General features: G+C 59.1%; 14 protein-coding genes. 9 read left to right on the top strand and 5 right to left on the bottom strand.

All coding sequences use genetic code 11. The annotated features are described in order from the left end of the window. The first annotated feature begins 197 nt into the window (after positions 1 to 197). Positions 198 to 1,358 carry a D-alanyl-D-alanine-carboxypeptidase/endopeptidase AmpH gene (gene ampH / locus KO1_RS04320; protein WP_016808633.1) on the top strand — a complete coding sequence of 387 codons (1,161 nt, stop codon included), beginning with the start codon at positions 198 to 200 and terminating at the stop codon, positions 1,356 to 1,358. 106 nt (positions 1,359 to 1,464) lie between these two features. Next, positions 1,465 to 2,439, top strand: coding sequence for a porphobilinogen synthase (hemB, locus tag KO1_RS04315; RefSeq protein ID WP_004099358.1), 975 nt, complete (start codon positions 1,465 to 1,467; stop codon positions 2,437 to 2,439). A 112-nt stretch (positions 2,440 to 2,551) separates the two neighbouring features. On the opposite strand, the gene KO1_RS04310 is transcribed toward hemB, so the two are convergent. Then, positions 2,552 to 3,043 (bottom strand): REP-associated tyrosine transposase, encoded by a 492-nt coding sequence (locus KO1_RS04310; RefSeq protein WP_004099357.1) that lies wholly within the window; start codon positions 3,041 to 3,043, stop codon positions 2,552 to 2,554. 243 nt (positions 3,044 to 3,286) lie between these two features. On the opposite strand from KO1_RS04310, the gene olsF reads away from it, so the two are divergent. Further along, positions 3,287 to 5,005 carry a bifunctional ornithine lipid synthase OlsF gene (gene olsF / locus KO1_RS04305; RefSeq protein ID WP_016808631.1) on the top strand — a complete coding sequence of 573 codons (1,719 nt, stop codon included), beginning with the start codon at positions 3,287 to 3,289 and terminating at the stop codon, positions 5,003 to 5,005. Positions 5,006 to 5,238: 233 nt separating this feature from the next. Here olsF and tauD read toward each other — a convergent pair whose 3' ends face one another. Genes tauD through tauA form a run of 4 tightly spaced genes read right to left on the bottom strand, consistent with a single transcriptional unit; the run spans position 5,239 to position 8,652 of the window. Further along, a complete protein-coding gene (tauD, locus tag KO1_RS04300) occupies positions 5,239 to 6,090 on the bottom strand; it encodes a taurine dioxygenase (protein WP_004099353.1) in 852 nt (283 codons plus the stop codon). Next, positions 6,087 to 6,914, bottom strand: coding sequence for a taurine ABC transporter permease TauC (gene tauC / locus KO1_RS04295; RefSeq protein WP_004099351.1), 828 nt, complete (start codon positions 6,912 to 6,914; stop codon positions 6,087 to 6,089). The genes tauD and tauC overlap by 4 nt, the downstream gene beginning before the upstream one ends. Beyond that, the gene (gene tauB, locus KO1_RS04290) at positions 6,911 to 7,678 is read right to left on the bottom strand and encodes a taurine ABC transporter ATP-binding subunit (protein WP_016808629.1); all 768 of its coding nucleotides are present in this window, start codon (positions 7,676 to 7,678) and stop codon (positions 6,911 to 6,913) included. The genes tauC and tauB overlap by 4 nt, the downstream gene beginning before the upstream one ends. 11 nt (positions 7,679 to 7,689) lie before the next feature. Then, positions 7,690 to 8,652, bottom strand: coding sequence for a taurine ABC transporter substrate-binding protein (gene tauA, locus KO1_RS04285; protein WP_004099349.1), 963 nt, complete (start codon positions 8,650 to 8,652; stop codon positions 7,690 to 7,692). 341 nt (positions 8,653 to 8,993) lie between these two features. Between tauA and KO1_RS04280 the strand changes: the two genes are divergently transcribed. The 6 genes from KO1_RS04280 (at position 8,994) to fbpC (ending at position 16,781) form a co-directional block, all read left to right on the top strand. Continuing rightward, the gene (locus KO1_RS04280; RefSeq protein ID WP_004099348.1) at positions 8,994 to 9,623 is read left to right on the top strand and encodes a response regulator transcription factor; all 630 of its coding nucleotides are present in this window, start codon (positions 8,994 to 8,996) and stop codon (positions 9,621 to 9,623) included. Next, positions 9,623 to 11,164 (top strand): MASE1 domain-containing sensor histidine kinase, encoded by a 1,542-nt coding sequence (locus KO1_RS04275; protein ID WP_004099347.1) that lies wholly within the window; start codon positions 9,623 to 9,625, stop codon positions 11,162 to 11,164. The genes KO1_RS04280 and KO1_RS04275 overlap by 1 nt, the downstream gene beginning before the upstream one ends. A 60-nt stretch (positions 11,165 to 11,224) precedes the next feature. Further along, entirely contained in the window at positions 11,225 to 12,544 is a 1,320-nt protein-coding gene (gene uhpC, locus KO1_RS04270; RefSeq protein ID WP_224226429.1) for an MFS transporter family glucose-6-phosphate receptor UhpC, read from the top strand. Further along, a complete protein-coding gene (locus KO1_RS04265) occupies positions 12,544 to 13,575 on the top strand; it encodes an ABC transporter substrate-binding protein (protein ID WP_004099345.1) in 1,032 nt (343 codons plus the stop codon). The genes uhpC and KO1_RS04265 overlap by 1 nt, the downstream gene beginning before the upstream one ends. A gap of 69 nt (positions 13,576 to 13,644) precedes the next feature. Further along, positions 13,645 to 15,723, top strand: coding sequence for an ABC transporter permease (locus KO1_RS04260; protein WP_004099344.1), 2,079 nt, complete (start codon positions 13,645 to 13,647; stop codon positions 15,721 to 15,723). Between the two features lie 11 nt (positions 15,724 to 15,734). Beyond that, positions 15,735 to 16,781 (top strand): ferric ABC transporter ATP-binding protein, encoded by a 1,047-nt coding sequence (fbpC, locus tag KO1_RS04255; protein WP_004099343.1) that lies wholly within the window; start codon positions 15,735 to 15,737, stop codon positions 16,779 to 16,781. Positions 16,782 to 16,850 lie beyond the last annotated feature (69 nt).

Raw genomic sequence — 16,850 nt, 5'->3', positions numbered from 1 at the left:
CTCTTGCCCCCCCTCTTTAGCCAAAACGATCATCATACGCGCCCGCAGGTGAATGCCGCTATCCGAAAGCAAAAAAAGGATTTTTTACGCCAGGTTACGTTTTTCCGCACAGAATCGTGCTATTAGCGCTTTGCACGGCGGCGCTTCGTAGTATAAATACGCTCTATCTTTTTTCTTCATCATGATGGATGCTCCCGTTGAAACGTAGTCTGCTCATTTTTGCTGCGCTGTGCGCGGCGTCGTTGACATCGGTCCAGGCCGCACAGCCGAGCGTCGACCCGGAATTCGCCGCTGATGTGGTCGATCGTTACGCTAACCATATCTACTACGGCAGCGGCGCAGTCGGTATGGCGCTGGTGGTTATCGACGGAAACCAGCGCGTATTCCGCAGCTTCGGCGAGACGCGCCCGGGCAATAATGAGCACCCGCAGCTCGATTCGGTGATCCGCATTGCCTCTATCAGCAAATTGATGACCAGCGAAATGCTGGTCAAACTTCTCGATCAGGGCGTGGTTAAGCTCAACGATCCGCTAAGCAAATATGCTCCGCCGGGTGCGCGGGTGCCGACTTACCAGGGGGCGCCTATCACGCTGGTGAATCTGGCGACCCATACCAGCGCCCTGCCGCGCGAGCAGCCCGGCGGCGCGGCGCACCGGCCGGTATTTGTCTGGCCAACTCGCCAGCAGCGCTGGAACTGGTTATCCACCGCAACGCTGAAAACCGCTCCCGGCACCCAGGCCGCCTACTCCAATCTGGCATTCGATTTACTCGCCGATGCGCTCTCTACCGCTGCAGGCAAGCCTTATCCGCAGCTGTTTGAAGAGCAGATCACCCGTCCGCTGGGGATGAAAGACACCACCTTTACGCCTTCGCCGGATCAGTGCCGGCGCCTGATGATTCCCGAGAAAGGAGCCAGCCCGTGCAACAATACGCTGGCGGCTATCGGCAGCGGCGGCGTCTATTCCACGCCGGGCGATATGATGCGCTGGATGCAGCAGTTCCTCTCTTCCGATTTCTTCGCCCGTGGGCAGCAGGCGGACCGGATGCAAACGCTGATTTATCAACGCAGCCAGCTGACGAAGGTGATCGGTATGGACGTGCCGGGTAAAGCCGATGCGCTGGGCCTCGGCTGGGTCTACATGAAGCCGAAAAACGGCCAGCCGGGCATTATTCAGAAGACCGGCGGCGGCGGCGGCTTTATTACCTACATGGCGATGAACCCGCAGGCCAACGTCGGCGCCTTCGTGGTGGTCACCCGTTCTTCATTGACGCGTTTCAACAACATGAGCGACGGGATCAACGAGCTGGTCAGTGAATTAAGCGGCGTCCGCACCGGGATTGAGACCGCCAGCCAGTAACCTGTGGGGATGTTTTGCCGACGATTGATAAGGATCGTTTTGGCGAAACATCCCGCCGCCAATTGAGGTAAACTCACTTTTTTCATTTCACAAAATCAGGCAAACCATGACAGATTTAATCACTCGCCCACGCCGCCTGCGCAAGTCCGCTTCGCTACGTGCCATGTTTGAAGAGACAACACTGAGTTTGAACGACCTGGTGTTGCCGATCTTTGTTGAAGAAGAAATCGACGATTACACGGCCATTGAAGCCATGCCCGGCGTGATGCGTATTCCGGAAAAACACCTGGCGCGCGAAATCGAGCGCATTGCCAACGCCGGCATCCGTTCGGTGATGACCTTCGGCATTTCCCATCACACCGATGCCGTTGGCAGCGATACCTGGAACGAAAACGGCCTGGTGGCGCGCATGTCCCGCATCTGTAAAGAGGCGGTGCCGGAGATGATCGTCATGTCCGACACCTGTTTCTGCGAATACACCTCCCACGGCCACTGCGGCGTGCTGTGCGATCACGGCGTGGATAACGACAAAACTCTTGAGAATCTCGGCAAGCAGGCGGTGGTCGCCGCTGCCGCAGGCGCGGATTTTATCGCGCCTTCCGCCGCGATGGATGGCCAGGTGCAGGCTATTCGCCAGGCGCTGGACGCCGCCGGATTTACCGATACGGCGATTATGTCCTACTCCACCAAATTCGCTTCATCGTTCTATGGCCCGTTCCGCGAAGCCGCAGGTACCGCGCTGAAAGGCGATCGTAAAACCTATCAGATGAGCCCGATGAATCGCCGCGAAGCGATTCGTGAATCGCTGCTGGACGAAGCCCAGGGCGCCGACTGCCTGATGGTCAAACCGGCGGGTCCCTATCTTGATATCCTGCGCGATCTGCGCGAGCGCACCAACCTGCCGATCGGCGCGTACCAGGTGAGCGGTGAATACGCGATGATTAAGTTCGCCGCCCAGGCTGGCGCTATCGATGAAGAGAAAGTGGTGCTGGAAAGTCTCGGCGCAATCAAGCGCGCCGGCGCAGATCTGATCTTCAGCTATTTCGCCCTCGATCTGGCCGAAAAGAAAATCCTGCGTTAATTCGGCTATTACTGCCTCCCCGGTCGCGGCTGTACGACCGGGCTACAGGCTCACAGCTATCTGTGGGTTGGTAGCCCGGACAGGCGCAGCGCGCCGCCTCCGGGAAGTCATTTTAATAACGCTCGCCGCACAATAATTCCTTCACTTCCCCACCCCAATCAACAGGATACAAACTACGGCTTACATCGCGATGAAAGGTTGAATAGGGCCAATCCCGTACCTGCCTTACCCACCCGTGCTTAATCGGATTGATATAAATATAATCAACATGGCTTCGGTAATCCTTCTGGTTGCGAATGGCGTGTTCCCAATATCTCGGTTGCCACACGTTATGCGCGCCTGTTAAACCTGAAAAATGCTTTTTAATTGCTCTCCAGCGCGATGGAAAATCGCTGTCGTTGTCAGGTAAGGTCCAGATGCAATGAAGGTGTTCGGGGAGCACCACCCAGGCATCAATATGAAAAGGTTTCTGTTTGTGGACTATTGCCACCGCCTGTCGTAACGCATCAATATGCTGAACCAGAAATCGACTCTCTCTGTCGCGTAAATTGACGGTGAAAAACCAGCTCCCACCCTTGAGGTAATAACGACGATAATCGACCATCGGATGCTCCCTGCCGAAGATATTTGCCTGTTCCCCAGGTTAAAAGAGGGGGAGACCGAAAGGCAAGAAACCGGAGATCAATCTGGAAAAGCGTTCGCAACTTTTCACCTGTGGCCTTCCCGGAGGCGGCGCTGCGCGCCTGTCCGGGCTACCCGCTCCCGCCAATCCCAAATCTTCACTCAACTGTAATCTGAACGACATCTGCGCCTTCTACTGTCTGGGCAGGACGGAGGAGGTGCCGCTATGTTTAGTCTCGACAATGTCATCGATGACCTGTGGCCTCAGGCAAAGCCAGCGCTCTGGCAGAAAAAGGTGCTGAAAAAGCTCCTGCATGAGGAAGAGTTTCAGCAGTTTGCCGCGCGTCATCATCACCTGAAAGGACTGGATACGGTCGAACAGGTGCTCGAACATCTTAATATCCGCTGCGCTATCCCGGCGCACGATCTCGAACAAATCCCCGAACATGGTCCGCTGGTCATCATCGCCAACCACCCCACCGGTACACTTGACGGCCTGGCCCTGCTCTACGCGGTGTCCCGCGTGCGCCGCGACGTCAAAGTGGTCACCAACCGCATGCTGACTCACCTTGAACCGCTGAGCTCGCTGTTTATTCCGGTCGATAATATCAATGGCCGCACCGCCAAAGCGGCGTTGCAGCAGATGGACCAGCAGTTGCAAAACGGCGGCGTGCTGATTTTCTTCCCGGCCGGCGAAGTTTCACGCCTCACCCGGCGCGGTATTCGTGATAAAAAATGGCACTCCGGATTTATTAAGCTGGCGGCGAAATACCGCGCCCCGCTGCTGCCAGCGTGGATCCGCGCGCGCAACAGCGCACTGTTTTACGCCAGTACCCTGATGTCCGAGAATCTGCCGTTACTGCTGCTGATGCAGCAAATGTTCCGTCGCCGCAACAGCAGCCTGCCGGTGAATATTGGTCAACAGATAACCTGGTCAAACTGGTTCAATCCGCAAAGCTCTTCTCGGGAACTGACCGAGCGCTGCTATCGCCACCTGGAGCTACTCGGCAAAGGGCTGCCGGGTATATTCAAAACCGAAAGCGCTATCGCCCGTCCCGAAGACCGCGCCCTGCTCAAGCGCGAGCTGGGGAAGGCTGAAACGCTGGGACGCACGGCGGATGGTAAAGTCATCTATCTCTGGCAGCGCCGCGACCAGGAAGATGCGCCGATACTGCGCGAGCTGGGCCGTCTGCGGGAAATCGCCTTCCGCGCGGTGGGGGAAGGCAGCGGCAAACGTCGCGACGTTGACGTTTATGACGACGACTATCTGCAGCTGATTCTGTGGGATGAGGAAGATCTTGAGATCGTCGGCGCTTACCGTTTTATGCCAACCGCAATACAGCTGGAAAAGCGCGGCCTGAACGGCATCTACAGCTACAGCCTGTTTCATTACGACGCGCGCATGGACGATATTCTGCAACACGGCATTGAACTGGGTCGCAGTTTTATCCAGCCGCGTTACTGGGGCCGCCGCGGGCTGGACTACCTGTGGTCCGGCATTGGCGCGTATCTGGCGCGCTATCCGCACTATCGCTATCTGTTCGGCCCGGTGTCGATTTCCGGCGGGCTGCCGCCGTCGGCGCGCGATCTGCTGGTGGCTTTTTATCGGCTGTGGTTCCCGGCGACGCATCCGCTGGCAGAGTCGCGGCGTCCTTATCCGGCCTCGCTGCCCGATGTACTGGCGCAGTTTGGCGGAGAAGATTACAACGACGACCTGGCGCGGCTAAAGTCCCTGCTCGGCAACCTCGGTTGCGCGATCCCGCCGCTGTATAAACAGTACTCAGAAGTCTGCGAGCCGGGCGGCGTGCAGTTTATCGATTTCGGCAGCGACCCGGATTTCAACAACTGCGTGGATGGGCTGGTGCTGGTGGATTTGACCTATCTGAAGGCCAACCGCTATCAGCGCTATATTGGGGTACATCTGGACGCGCAAAAATCGGCATAAAAGCCTTTTCCCGGAGGCGGCGCGTTGCGCCTGTCCGGGCTGCAGTGCGTTTATCGTAGGTTGTTTCCCGGCTTGTGGCACATTGCGCCTTAGCCGGGCTACGGGTTAACCGCGTTCTGCGGAGCGGTAGCCCGGACAAGGCGCGTTAAGCGCCGCCTCCGGGAAACAGCGCACAATGCAGCGTCCACTTTCCTCCTCGGCTCGCGGCTGACGCCTTAGCCGGGCTATAGAAATTAACCAGCCCGGTAATACGGCTTGTCTCCGAGAATCGTCGCCCGGTGCATAATGCGCCGCTGCGGCAGGTAATCGGCGTTGGCGTAGTGCTGGGTGACGCGGTTATCCCAAATCGCCACGTCGTTCGGCTGCCAGCGCCAGCGCACCTGAAAGTCCGGTTTAGTGACGTGAGCAAACAGGAAGCCGAGCAGCGCCTCGCTCTCTTTCTCCGTGACGTCAACGATGCGGGTGGTAAAGCCCTCATTGACAAACAGCGCCTGTTTACCGGTCACCGGATGGGTGCGCACTACCGGATGTAGCAGCGGCGGATTTTTCGCGACCGCCTCCAGCCAGCGCTGATGCTCCTCTTCGCTTTTACGATATTTATACTCCTGAAACGATTTGCGGAAATCATGCTCCGCGTGCAGGCCGCTTAACAGCTGGCGTAAAGGCCCGGAGAGCGCCTCATAGGCCGCAATGCCGCTGGTCCACAGGGTGTCGCCGCCGGTTGACGGCAGCTCTTTTGCCGCGAGGATCGCCCCGGCGGGCGGCGTCTCAATGAAGGTGACATCGGTGTGCCAGTTATCGTTATCCGGCGGGTTATCGTCGTGGGTATCAAGCACGATAATCTCATCGACGCCGGGCGCATGCGGATAGACCGGATGAATATGCAGGTCGCCAAAGCGCAGGGCGAGATCCCGCTGCTGTTCGGGAGTGATATTCTGCTCGCGCAGGAACACCACCTGATGACGCAGCACCGCGTGATACAGCTGCTCAAACTGGTTGTCGCTCAGCGGGCGGGTAATATCGACGCCGGATACCTGCGCGCCAATATACGGCCCCAGCGGGGTAATGCTTAAACGTTCGCTCATTGTACTTCTCCATGCCAGGGCGTCAGTCGACGCTGCAGCGCGCGCAGCCCCAGTTCCAGTAAAAAGGCGATGATGGCAATCACCGCGATCCCGGCCAGCACCACGTCGGTGGCGAGGAACTCACCGGCGGACTGCACCATAAAACCTAACCCGCGGGTGGCGGCAATCAGCTCCGCGGCCACCAGCGTCGACCAACCCACGCCGAGCCCAATTCGCAGGCCGGTGAGGATTTCCGGCAGCGCGCCGGGCAGGATCACCAGCCACAGCACCTGCGCCCGGCTGGCCCCTAAAGATTGCGCGGCGCGAATGCGCACCTGCTGGGCACTCTTTACGCCCGCCAGCGCCGACATCGCCACCGGCGCGAATATCGCCAGGTAGATCAACAGGATCTTCGAGGTCTCGCCGATGCCGAACCAGATCACCATCAGCGGTAAATAGGCCAGCGGCGGCACCGGGCGATAAAGCTCGATCAGCGGGTCGAGGATCCCGCGTACCGTGGGGCTCAACCCCATGGCGATCCCGACCGGCACGCCGAGCAGTACCGCCGCCAGCAGCGCGATAACGATACGCGTCAGGCTCGCCGCCAGGTGCTGCCAGAGGGTGGCGTCCATAAAACCCTGCGGACCGGCAATAGTGATAAGTTTCTGCAATACCTGCCCCGGCGGCGGCAGAAACAGCGGGCTAATCAGCTGCAGGGCGGCAACGGCCCACCAGATAGCCAGCAGTACCGCCAGGGTCGCCGCGCTGAGAGTGAGCTGACGCGAGAACGGCCAGCGCCACTTCAGCCTCCGCTGACGCGGTTTATCATTGATGACCACGCTCATGAGAAAGCCTCCCGTTGTTCAAATACCCGGCTGAGGACGTACTCGCGCTGTTCGATAAACCGCGGGTCCGATTTAATGCTGCGGCAGGATTCGCCGGCCACAAAGCGGCGGCCAAAATCGAGCGGCAGCCGTTCGAGCACCCGGCCCGGCCCCGGCGAAAGCAGTATCAGCTCGGTGGCCATAAACACCGCCTCTTCTATATCGTGGGTGATCAGCAGTACCTTCTTGCCGGTCTCATGCCACAGGCTGAGCAGCAGGGTTTGCATCTGCTCGCGGGTAAAGGCATCCAGCGCACCAAACGGCTCGTCGAGAAGCAGCAGCTGCGGATTGGCCGCCAGCGCGCGGGCAATGCCCACCCGCTGACGCTGGCCGCCGGAAAGCTGCCAGATAAAGCGCTTTTCCGCCCCTTCGAGGCCGACTTTTTTCAGCATCCGCGCGGCGGTTGCCCGGCGCTGCGTTTTGTCGACGCCCGCCAGCTGTAGCCCGAGCGCGACGTTATCCTGCACGTTGCGCCACGGCAGCAGCCCTTCATTCTGAAAGACCACGCCGCGATCGGCTCCCGGCCCTTCAACCCGCCTGCCTTCAAGAGTGATGCTGCCGTGCTGATAAGGCACGAATCCGGCAATCAGGTTCAGCAGCGTGGTTTTACCGCAGCCGGAAGGCCCGAGGACCACCAGCAGTTCACCGCTGTCCAGCGTCAGGTTGATATCCGCCAGCGCTGGTTTACCGCCGTAGTCGGCGGAAAGATGCGAGATTTGCAGCATCATGATCTCCTTTACTTCACAAAACGGTCGGTAACGTACTGGCTGTAATCGCTTCCCGCTGCGGGGACTTTACCCTGCTCTTTCAGGAATTTAGCGGTGTCGATGATGGCTTTATTCACCGGCCCGTTCAGCTCCTGCGCCTGCTGGGCGGCGGTCAGATAGGTATTGCCTTTCACCAGCCCCGGCACGTCGGCTTCCGGTACGCCGCTCAGGCGCGCCAGCTTGCTGATGTTTTCCGGCTGCTTCAGCCACTCATCCGGGTTGGCGATATAGGGCTGCTGCGCGTCAATGGCGCTTTTGGCGAAGGCTTTGACAATATCAGGATGCTTTTCGGCAAAGTCTTTGCGTACCACCCACACGTCCAGCGTCGGCGCGCCCCACTCCCCCACCTGCGACGAGTCGGTGAGAACCGTGCCGTCTTTTTCCAGCGCGTTGACCGCCGGCGCCCATACGTAGGCGCCGTCAATGTCGCCGCGCTGCCAGGCGGCAATAATCGCCGGCGGCTGCAGGTTGAGGATCTGCACCTGCCCCGGTTTAATCCCCCAGTGCTTCAGCGCCGACAGCAGGCTGTAGTGAGTCGTAGAGATAAATGGCACGGCGATGCGTTTGCCAATCAGATCCTGCGGTTTGGTGATGCTCTTTTTGACCACCAGCGCTTCGGAGTTACCGAGCTTTGAGGCCAGCAGAAAGACTTCAATCGGCACCTGCTGGGTGGCGGCGACTGCCAGCGGGCTGGAGCCGAGGTTGCCGATCTGCACGTCGCCGGAAGCCAGCGCCCGCACGATGCTCGCGCCGCTGTCAAACTTGCGCCAGTCGACGGTCGCCCCGCTCGCTTTGGCGAAGGTGTTGTCCGCCTGGGCGACTTTCGCCGGTTCGGCGGAGGTCTGATACGCCACGGTGACGTTCACCGCCTGGGCCTGGAATGCCGCCAGCGCCAGCGCGGCAATGAGTGTGATACGCGATGATAGTGCCATAGTGTCTGCTTCCCATAGTTGTTATGGGTGCAGTATTTCCGGCGCGATGCGTTTGATGAAGTAATTAAAAATTCTTGCTAAGAACAAAGCGTTTTTAGAAAAAAATCGGCAATGCTTATACACAAAATCATTCATGCTGCATCGAGGCGGCAAGGTTGTTCGTCCCCGGGAGCTGACATAAGTCAGTGACCGGGGCGGGCAAACGAAGCCAACAAAGAGGCAGCTTGAAGGATGAAGTGTATTGCGATTTTGTTACATTCATTGCATAACTGCGCCTGATTGATTGCCAGCGCAGCGGCGGCAGGCATCATAGAACCATGATGCGCTAAGAGAGAAGAAACATGATTCGAGTGGTGCTGGTCGATGACCATGTGGTGGTGCGTTCAGGCTTTGCGCAGTTACTCAGCCTCGAAGAGGATCTCGAGGTGGTTGGCCAGTTCAGCAGCGCGGCGGAAGCCTGGCCGGCATTATTGCGCGACGACGTCAACGTGGCGGTCATGGATATCGCCATGCCGGATGAGAACGGCCTGAGCCTGCTAAAGCGCCTGCGCGCGCAAAAGCCGCAGTTTCGCGCCATTATTCTCAGCATTTACGACACCCCGGCCTTCGTGCAGAGCGCCCTTGATGCCGGCGCCAGCGGCTATCTGACCAAACGCTGCGGCCCGGAAGAGCTCGTGCAGGCGGTGCGTTCCGTCGGTATGGGTGGACACTACCTGTGCGCCGATGCCCTGCGGGCGCTGCGCGGCGGAGAGCAACCGGCGCAGGTGCTCGAGGTGCTCACCCCGCGTGAACGCGAAGTGTTTGATTTGCTCGTTAAAGGCGACAGCGTCAAGGAAATCGCCTTCAAGCTCGATCTCAGCCACAAGACGGTGCACGTTCATCGCGCCAACGTGCTGGGCAAACTGCAGTGCCACAGCACCATTGATCTGGTCCATTTCGCCCTCGACCACCAGCTGCTGGCGGGTCATTAATGTCGCGCAGCCTTCGCCACAGCGTCATCTCGCTGTTCATCGTGCTGGCCTGGGGAAGCGGCTGGCTGATGCTGTGGACGCTCGGGTTTTACCTGACCCATAACGGCCAGCAGGCGGCGCTGTTCCTGCCTCACGGCGTCTATCTGGCGCTGCTGATCCTGCTTTCGCGCCGCTACTGGCCCGCGCTGGTGCTGCCTCCCGTGTTGATGCTGTTCTGGCTGCACGGCGAACAGCTGCTGAACGGCTATATTCTGCTGGCCGCGCCGTTGATCGGCCTGCTTCCCGCCGGCATCGCCCAACAGTTCTGGCACCGCTTCCCCCTTTACTGGCAGCGGCTGACGCTGCTGCTGGCCACGGTCACCGCCAGCGCGCTGCTCAACACCGCCCTGCTCTCGCCGTTTGTGAAAAGTCCGGCGATGATGCTCGGTCTGGCCTCGTTTACCGGCGGGGTGCTGCTGACGCCGTTTGTCTATCTGATTTTTGAATTCCTGCGCCAGCAGCACCGCTACCACCTGCTGGGGCTGGATACCAATAATCCGCCGCTGCGCACCTCATTGATCATCTGGTGCAGCCTGTTCTTTATTATCGGCATCGGCACCCAAATGGTTCTGTCGCCGGAAATCGAGCGTCTGCTGTTAATTGTGGTGTTTCTGCCCAACGTGGTGATGGCGTGGAAGTTCGGCTGGCAGGGCGGCGTTCTCTCCGGTCTGCTGGGCAGCATGATGATCACCATTGCCCGCCAGGTTGGCGTCGGATTCAGCAACCTGGTGGAGCTGGAGATTTTTCTGGCGACCCAGGCGCTGCTCGGTATCGGGCTGGGGATTGCCATCAGTCGCCAGCAGCACCTGGCGCAAAACCTGCACCACTATCGCCAGCGGCTGGAGGCGGAGCTGGCGGCGCGGCGGGCGCTAACCGAAAAGCTGATCCATACCGAAGAGGATACGCGCAAAAGCCTGGCGCGCGAGCTGCACGACGAAATCGGCCAGAATATTACCGCCATTCAGATCCAGTCGCAGCTGGTGAAGCGAGCGCGCGATCCGGCGCAAACCCAGGCCGCCGCCAGCCAGATTAACGATCTCGCCCGGCGTATTCACCACTCTACCCGCCAGCTGCTGCGCCAGCTACGCCCCCCGGCCCTTGATGAACTGTCGTTTAAAGAGGCGCTGCACCATTTGCTCAATGAGTTTGCCTTTGCCGAGCGCGGTATCCGCTGCCGCTTTGACTACCGGCTCACCGCCACGCCGGAGAGCGAAACGGTACGTTTTACCCTCTATCGGCTGCTACAGGAGCTGCTTAACAACGTCTGTAAACACGCCGACGCCAGCGAGGTTGCCATTGCTCTGTATCAGCAGGGGACGCTGCTGCGCCTGGAGGTCAAGGACAACGGCATCGGTATCAGCCCCGACAAAATGGCCGGCTTCGGCATTCAGGGCATGCGTGAACGGGTCAGCGCCCTGGGCGGAGAGCTGACCCTGGAGTCGCAGCATGGGACGCGGGTAATTGTTAACTTGCCCACAAATTTGCAACAAACAGCCGGCTAACCAGGAAAAAGTCTTAGTCACTCCGGACTTTCTCTCATCCCCTTTCGATTTCACTTTCATATAGTCAGCAAAACGGAGACGGCGATGCGCTCAGCAACCGACATTAATCAACATTACCGGACGCTGCGTCCGCAGCTGCTGATGTACATGGTCATCGGATATGCGGCGTTTTACCTGACGCGCAAAAGCGTCAACTACGTATTGCCGGCGCTGCAAACGGATCTGGGTCTGGATAAAGGCGATATCGGCCTGCTGGGATCGCTGTTTTACCTGACCTACGGTCTGTCGAAGTTTACCGCCGGACTGTGGCACGACAGCCACGGGCAGCGCTGGTTTATGGGCGTGGGCCTGTTCGCCACCGGTCTGCTGAACGTGGTGTTCGCCTTCGGCGAATCGCTGACGCTGCTGCTGGCGGTCTGGACGCTGAACGGATTTTTTCAGGGCTGGGGCTGGCCTCCCTGCGCCCGCCTGCTGACCCACTGGTACTCGCGCAACGAACGCGGCTTCTGGTGGGGCTGCTGGAATATGTCGATCAATATCGGCGGAGCGATTATCCCGCTGATTAGCGCCTTTGCCGCCCACTGGTGGGGCTGGCAGGCGGCGATGCTGGCACCGGGGACGATCAGCATGGCATCAGGCATCTGGTTAACGCTGCACCTGAAAGGAACGCCCCGCGAAGAGGGATTGCCGTCAGTAGGCCGCTGGCGTAACGACCCGCTGGAGCTGCGCCAGGAGCAGCAAAGCCCGCCGATGGGGCTATGGCAGATGCTGCGCACCACGATGCTGAAGAATCCGATGATCTGGCTGCTGGGCGTCTCTTACGTGCTGGTCTATCTGATCCGCATCGCGCTCAACGACTGGGGCAACATCTGGCTGACGGAGAGCCACGGCGTCAATCTGCTCAGCGCCAACGCCACGGTGATGCTGTTTGAAGCGGGCGGTCTGCTCGGGGCGTTGTTCGCCGGATGGGGCTCGGATCTGCTGTTCAGCGGCCAGCGGGCGCCGATGATTTTACTGTTCACGCTGGGGTTGATGGTCTCCGTCGCCGCGCTTTGGCTGGCGCCGGTCCATCACTACGCGCTGCTGGCGGTGTGTTTCTTTACGGTGGGCTTCTTCGTTTTTGGCCCACAAATGCTGATTGGCCTCGCGGCGGTGGAGTGCGGACACAAAGCGGCGGCGGGTTCAATTACCGGATTTCTTGGCCTGTTCGCCTATCTGGGGGCAGCGCTGGCGGGCTGGCCTCTGTCGCTGGTCATTGAACGCTACGGCTGGTCGGGCATGTTCAGTTTACTCTCGGTCGCCGCAGTTCTGATGGGTTTATTGCTGATGCCGCTGCTGATGGCGAGCATTACTACCTCTGCTGCTCAAAGGATAAAATAATGAAAAAAACGCTGGTCACTACCCTGATTGCTTCCGGCATTGCGCTGGCGACGTTAAGCGGCGCGGCGCACGCCAAAGGTCGTCTGGTGGTCTATTGCAGCGCCACCAACGAAATGTGTGAGGCGGAAACCAAAGCCTTCGGCGAAAAATATGACGTAAAAACCTCATTTATTCGCAACGGTTCCGGCAGCACGCTGGCGAAGGTCGATGCCGAGAAGAAAAACCCGCAGGCGGATGTCTGGTACGGCGGCACCCTCGACCCGCAGTCCCAGGCCGGTGAAATGGGCCTGCTGCAGCCCTATAAATCGCCCAATCTTGCGCAGGTGATGGAGCAGTTCCGCGATCCGGCGAAGCTGAAAGGCAACTACTCCTCGGCGGTGTACGTTGGCATACTCGGCTTCGGCGTGAACACCCAGCGCCTGAAAGAGAAAAATCTGCCGGTGCCGAAATGCTGGAAAGATCTGACTAAACCGGAATATAAAGGCGAAATTCAGATTGCCGACCCGCAGAGTTCCGGCACCGCCTACACCGCGCTGGCGACCTTCGCCCAGCTGTGGGGGGACGATCAGGCTTTCGATTATCTCAAACAGCTTAACGCTAACGTCTCCCAGTACACGAAGTCCGGTATCGCCCCGGCCCGCAACGCCGCCCGCGGTGAAACGGCCATCGGCATCGGCTTCCTGCACGACTATTCGCTGGAAAAAGAACAGGGCGCGCCGCTGGAGCTGATCTCGCCGTGCGAAGGCACCGGCTATGAAATTGGCGGCGTCAGTATCCTGAAGGGCGCGCGCAACCTCGACAACGCCAAACTGTTTGTCGACTGGGTGCTGTCGAAAGATGCCCAAGAGCTGGCGTGGAAGAAAGGCAAGTCTTATCAGATCCTGACCAACACTACCGCCGACACCTCGCCGAACTCGCTGAAGCTCGACGACCTGAAGCTCATCAACTATGACATGGATAAATACGGCTCAACGGACGTGCGTAAAGCGCTAATCAATAAATGGGTTAGCGAAGTGAAGATGGGTAAATAAGCCCGCATTGCGTTCATTTGCCGGGTGGCGGCATCACTGCCCTACCCGGCCTACGACACCGGAAAACTTATGTCACACACACTTGCACTCCATCCCGTGAAAAAGCGGGATGCGATATTCCTTTGGGTTTTATTCGGCTGGCTGGCGTTTGCCCTGCTGCCGAGCTGGAGCCTGGATTACGGTCTGCTGGAGTCCACGAGCGATGAAATTCTCGCGGCCTACGGCTGGTCACAGTTCAATATCAGCTGGCTGTGGTATCTGTTACCGAGCCTGCTGCTGATTCGTCCCTTTCAGGAAGCCAGGCGGGAGCAGCGCAGCCGCCACTATCTCGATGCTGGCTGGGCGTTCTGCTGTATGGCGTTTATCGTCGTCAGCGCCACCGTGGAAGGCCGCGGATTAGGCTACGCCACCATCGTGCTGTTTGTCGCGCTGGGGGCCATCATGACCCTGGCGCTCACCCGCCTGGAATGGCTGGGGGGCGACCGCTTTGTCATTGGTTCGCTGGTCACCATCGTGGCGTTAATCGGCGTCTTTATCGTCTGGCCGAGCATCGCTATTTTCATCCCGATGTTCACTAACGACGCCGGCGAGTTTGCCCCGCTGGCGTTTATGGCCGTGCTGTCGCAGGCGCATATTGTCCAGGTGATCCTCAACTCCATCGCCCTGTCGATTGCGGTAGGCATCGGCTGCACTTTCTTTGGTCTGGTGCTGGCGATTTACACCACCCGTATCGCCCAGCGCAGCGCGATTATTGGCCGCATTTTCTCGATTCTGCCGATCGTCACCCCGCCGTTTGTCGTCGGTCTCGGCGTTACCCTGATGATGGGCCGTTCCGGCTACGTCACCGAACTGATGGTCGACTGGTTTGGCTTAACCAACACCAACTGGCTGTACGGATTTACCGGCATCTGGCTGGCGCAGGTGCTGGCGTTCACCCCGATGGCGTTTATGATCCTCGACGGCGCGATTAAGACCATTCATCCGTCGCTGGAGGAGGCGTCGTACACCCTGCGCGCCAGCCGCTGGCAGACCTTCAACGGCGTCTTCGTCCCGCTGCTGAAACCGGCGCTGGCGAACGCGTTTTTAATCGTCATCGTTCAGTCGCTGGCCGACTTCAGCAACCCGCTGGTGCTCGGCGGCAACTTCGACGTACTGGCGACGCAAATCTACTTCTATATCACCGGTTCGCAGCTCGATTATCAGGCCGCCAGTACTCTCGGCGCATTCCTGCTGCTGTTCTCGCTGCTGGTGTTCTGCATTCAGTATATGTGGATCGGCAAGCGCTCTTACGTCACGGTTTCCGGCAAGTCCTACCGTGGCGACGTGCAGCCGCTGCCGGTGACCCTGGTGTGGAGCGTGATCGCCATTCTGGCGGTGTGGATCGCCTTCAACGCCCTGCTCTACGGCAGTATTTTCTACGGCAGCTTTACCGTTAACTGGGGCGTGGACTACACCCTGACGCTGGATAACTTTATCAAGCTGTTCGGCCAGGGGATGAGCGACGGCGCCTGGCCTTCGCTGCTCGATACTCTGCTTTACGCCGGGATCGCCGCGCCCATCACCGCCGCTTTCGGCCTGCTGATCGCCTGGATCGTAGTGCGACAGCAGTTTAAAGGCAAAAAGACCATCGAGTTCACCACCATGCTGTGCTTCGCGGTGCCGGGCACCGTGGCGGGCGTCTCCTATATTCTCGCCTTTAACAGCGCGCCGGTGTACCTCACCGGAACGGCGGCGATTGTGATTATCTCGATGGTCATGCGTAACGTGCCGGTGGGCATTCGGGCAGGTATTGCCGGTTTAGGCCAGATCGACAAATCGCTGGACGAAGCGTCGCTCAGCCTGCGCGCGGGTTCCCTGCGCACCATTACGCATATCCTGCTGCCGCTGCTGCGCCCGGCGATCCTCTCGGCGCTGATCTACAGCTTTGTGCGCGCCATTACCACCGTCAGCGCCATTGTGTTCCTCGTGACGCCGGACACCCGCGTCGCTACCGCCTATATCCTCAACCGGGTGGAAGACGGCGAATACGGCGTGGCGATCGCCTACGGATCGATTCTGATCGTCGTGATGCTGGCGATTATTTTTATCTTTGACTGGCTGATCGGGGAAGCGCGTATCTCCCGGTCAAAAGCCAAAAACCAGGCGTAATGGAGCGCACTATGAGTCAGAAAAATTTTGTTGAGCTGCGCAACGTCACCAAGCGATTCGGCAGCAACACGGTTATCGACAATATCAATCTCACCATCCCTCAGGGACAAATGGTGACCCTGCTCGGCCCTTCCGGCTGCGGCAAGACCACCATTCTGCGCCTGGTCGCCGGGCTGGAAAAACCGAGCGAAGGACAGATTTTCATCGATGGCGAAGACGTTACTCATCGCTCCATTCAGCAGCGCGACATCTGTATGGTATTTCAGTCTTACGCCCTGTTTCCGCATATGTCGCTGGGGGACAACGTCGGCTACGGTCTGAAGATGCTCGGCGTGTCGCGCAGCGACGTGAAAGCGCGGGTGAAGGAGGCGCTGGCGATGGTGGATCTGGAAGGATTCGAAGATCGCTATGTCGATCAGATCTCCGGCGGTCAGCAGCAGCGCGTGGCGCTGGCGCGCGCCCTGATCCTCAAGCCAAAGGTGCTGCTGTTTGATGAGCCCTTAAGCAACCTCGATGCCAACCTGCGGCGCAGCATGCGCGATAAGATCCGCGAGTTACAGAAGCAGTTTGATATCACCTCGCTGTACGTGACCCACGATCAGAGCGAAGCCTTTGCGGTTTCCGATACCGTGCTGGTGATGAATAAGGGACATATCATGCAGATCGGCTCGCCGCAGGATCTTTACCGCCAGCCCGCGTCGCGCTTTATGGCGAGCTTTATGGGCGATGCCAACCTGTTCCCGGCCGCCTTTAGCGAGGATTTTGTCGATATTTATGGCTATCGGCTGCCGAGGCCGCCGCATTTTGCCGCCCAGGGCGAGGGCAGCGTCGGCGTGCGCCCGGAGGCGATCACCCTGAGCGATCGCGGCGAGGAGAGCCAGCGCTGCACGATTCGCCACGTGGCCTATATGGGACCGCAGTACGAGGTGACGGTAGAGTGGCACGGGCAGGAAATTTTGCTGCAGGTGAACGCGACGCGGCTGCAGCCGGATGTCGGCGAGCACTATTATCTCGAAATCCACCCGTACGGGATGTTTGTGTTAGCGGATGCCGGGTGATTGATGCCGGGTAGCGCTTACGCTTACCCGGCCTACGATTCGTGCACGTTGTAGGCCGGGTAAGGCATC

This window comes from Klebsiella oxytoca NBRC 105695 (assembly GCF_001598695.1).
GTDB classification, from domain to species: Bacteria; Pseudomonadota; Gammaproteobacteria; order Enterobacterales; family Enterobacteriaceae; genus Klebsiella; species Klebsiella oxytoca.
The sequence above is the reverse complement of the archived record's forward strand: the minus strand, read 5'-3'. Positions and strand labels throughout refer to the sequence as shown.

Bases quoted from the DNA above. Each gene is read 5' to 3' on its own strand.
- hemB (WP_004099358.1), top strand. From the start codon at position 1,465: ATGACAGATTTAATCACTCGCCCACGCCGCCTGCGCAAGTCCGCTTCG.
- KO1_RS04310 (WP_004099357.1), bottom strand. From the start codon at position 3,043: ATGGTCGATTATCGTCGTTATTACCTCAAGGGTGGGAGCTGGTTTTTC.
- olsF (WP_016808631.1), top strand. From the start codon at position 3,287: ATGTTTAGTCTCGACAATGTCATCGATGACCTGTGGCCTCAGGCAAAG.
- tauD (WP_004099353.1), bottom strand. From the start codon at position 6,090: ATGAGCGAACGTTTAAGCATTACCCCGCTGGGGCCGTATATTGGCGCG.
- tauC (WP_004099351.1), bottom strand. From the start codon at position 6,914: ATGAGCGTGGTCATCAATGATAAACCGCGTCAGCGGAGGCTGAAGTGG.
- tauB (WP_016808629.1), bottom strand. From the start codon at position 7,678: ATGCTGCAAATCTCGCATCTTTCCGCCGACTACGGCGGTAAACCAGCG.
- tauA (WP_004099349.1), bottom strand. From the start codon at position 8,652: ATGGCACTATCATCGCGTATCACACTCATTGCCGCGCTGGCGCTGGCG.
- KO1_RS04280 (WP_004099348.1), top strand. From the start codon at position 8,994: ATGATTCGAGTGGTGCTGGTCGATGACCATGTGGTGGTGCGTTCAGGC.
- KO1_RS04275 (WP_004099347.1), top strand. From the start codon at position 9,623: ATGTCGCGCAGCCTTCGCCACAGCGTCATCTCGCTGTTCATCGTGCTG.
- KO1_RS04265 (WP_004099345.1), top strand. From the start codon at position 12,544: ATGAAAAAAACGCTGGTCACTACCCTGATTGCTTCCGGCATTGCGCTG.
- KO1_RS04260 (WP_004099344.1), top strand. From the start codon at position 13,645: ATGTCACACACACTTGCACTCCATCCCGTGAAAAAGCGGGATGCGATA.
- fbpC (WP_004099343.1), top strand. From the start codon at position 15,735: ATGAGTCAGAAAAATTTTGTTGAGCTGCGCAACGTCACCAAGCGATTC.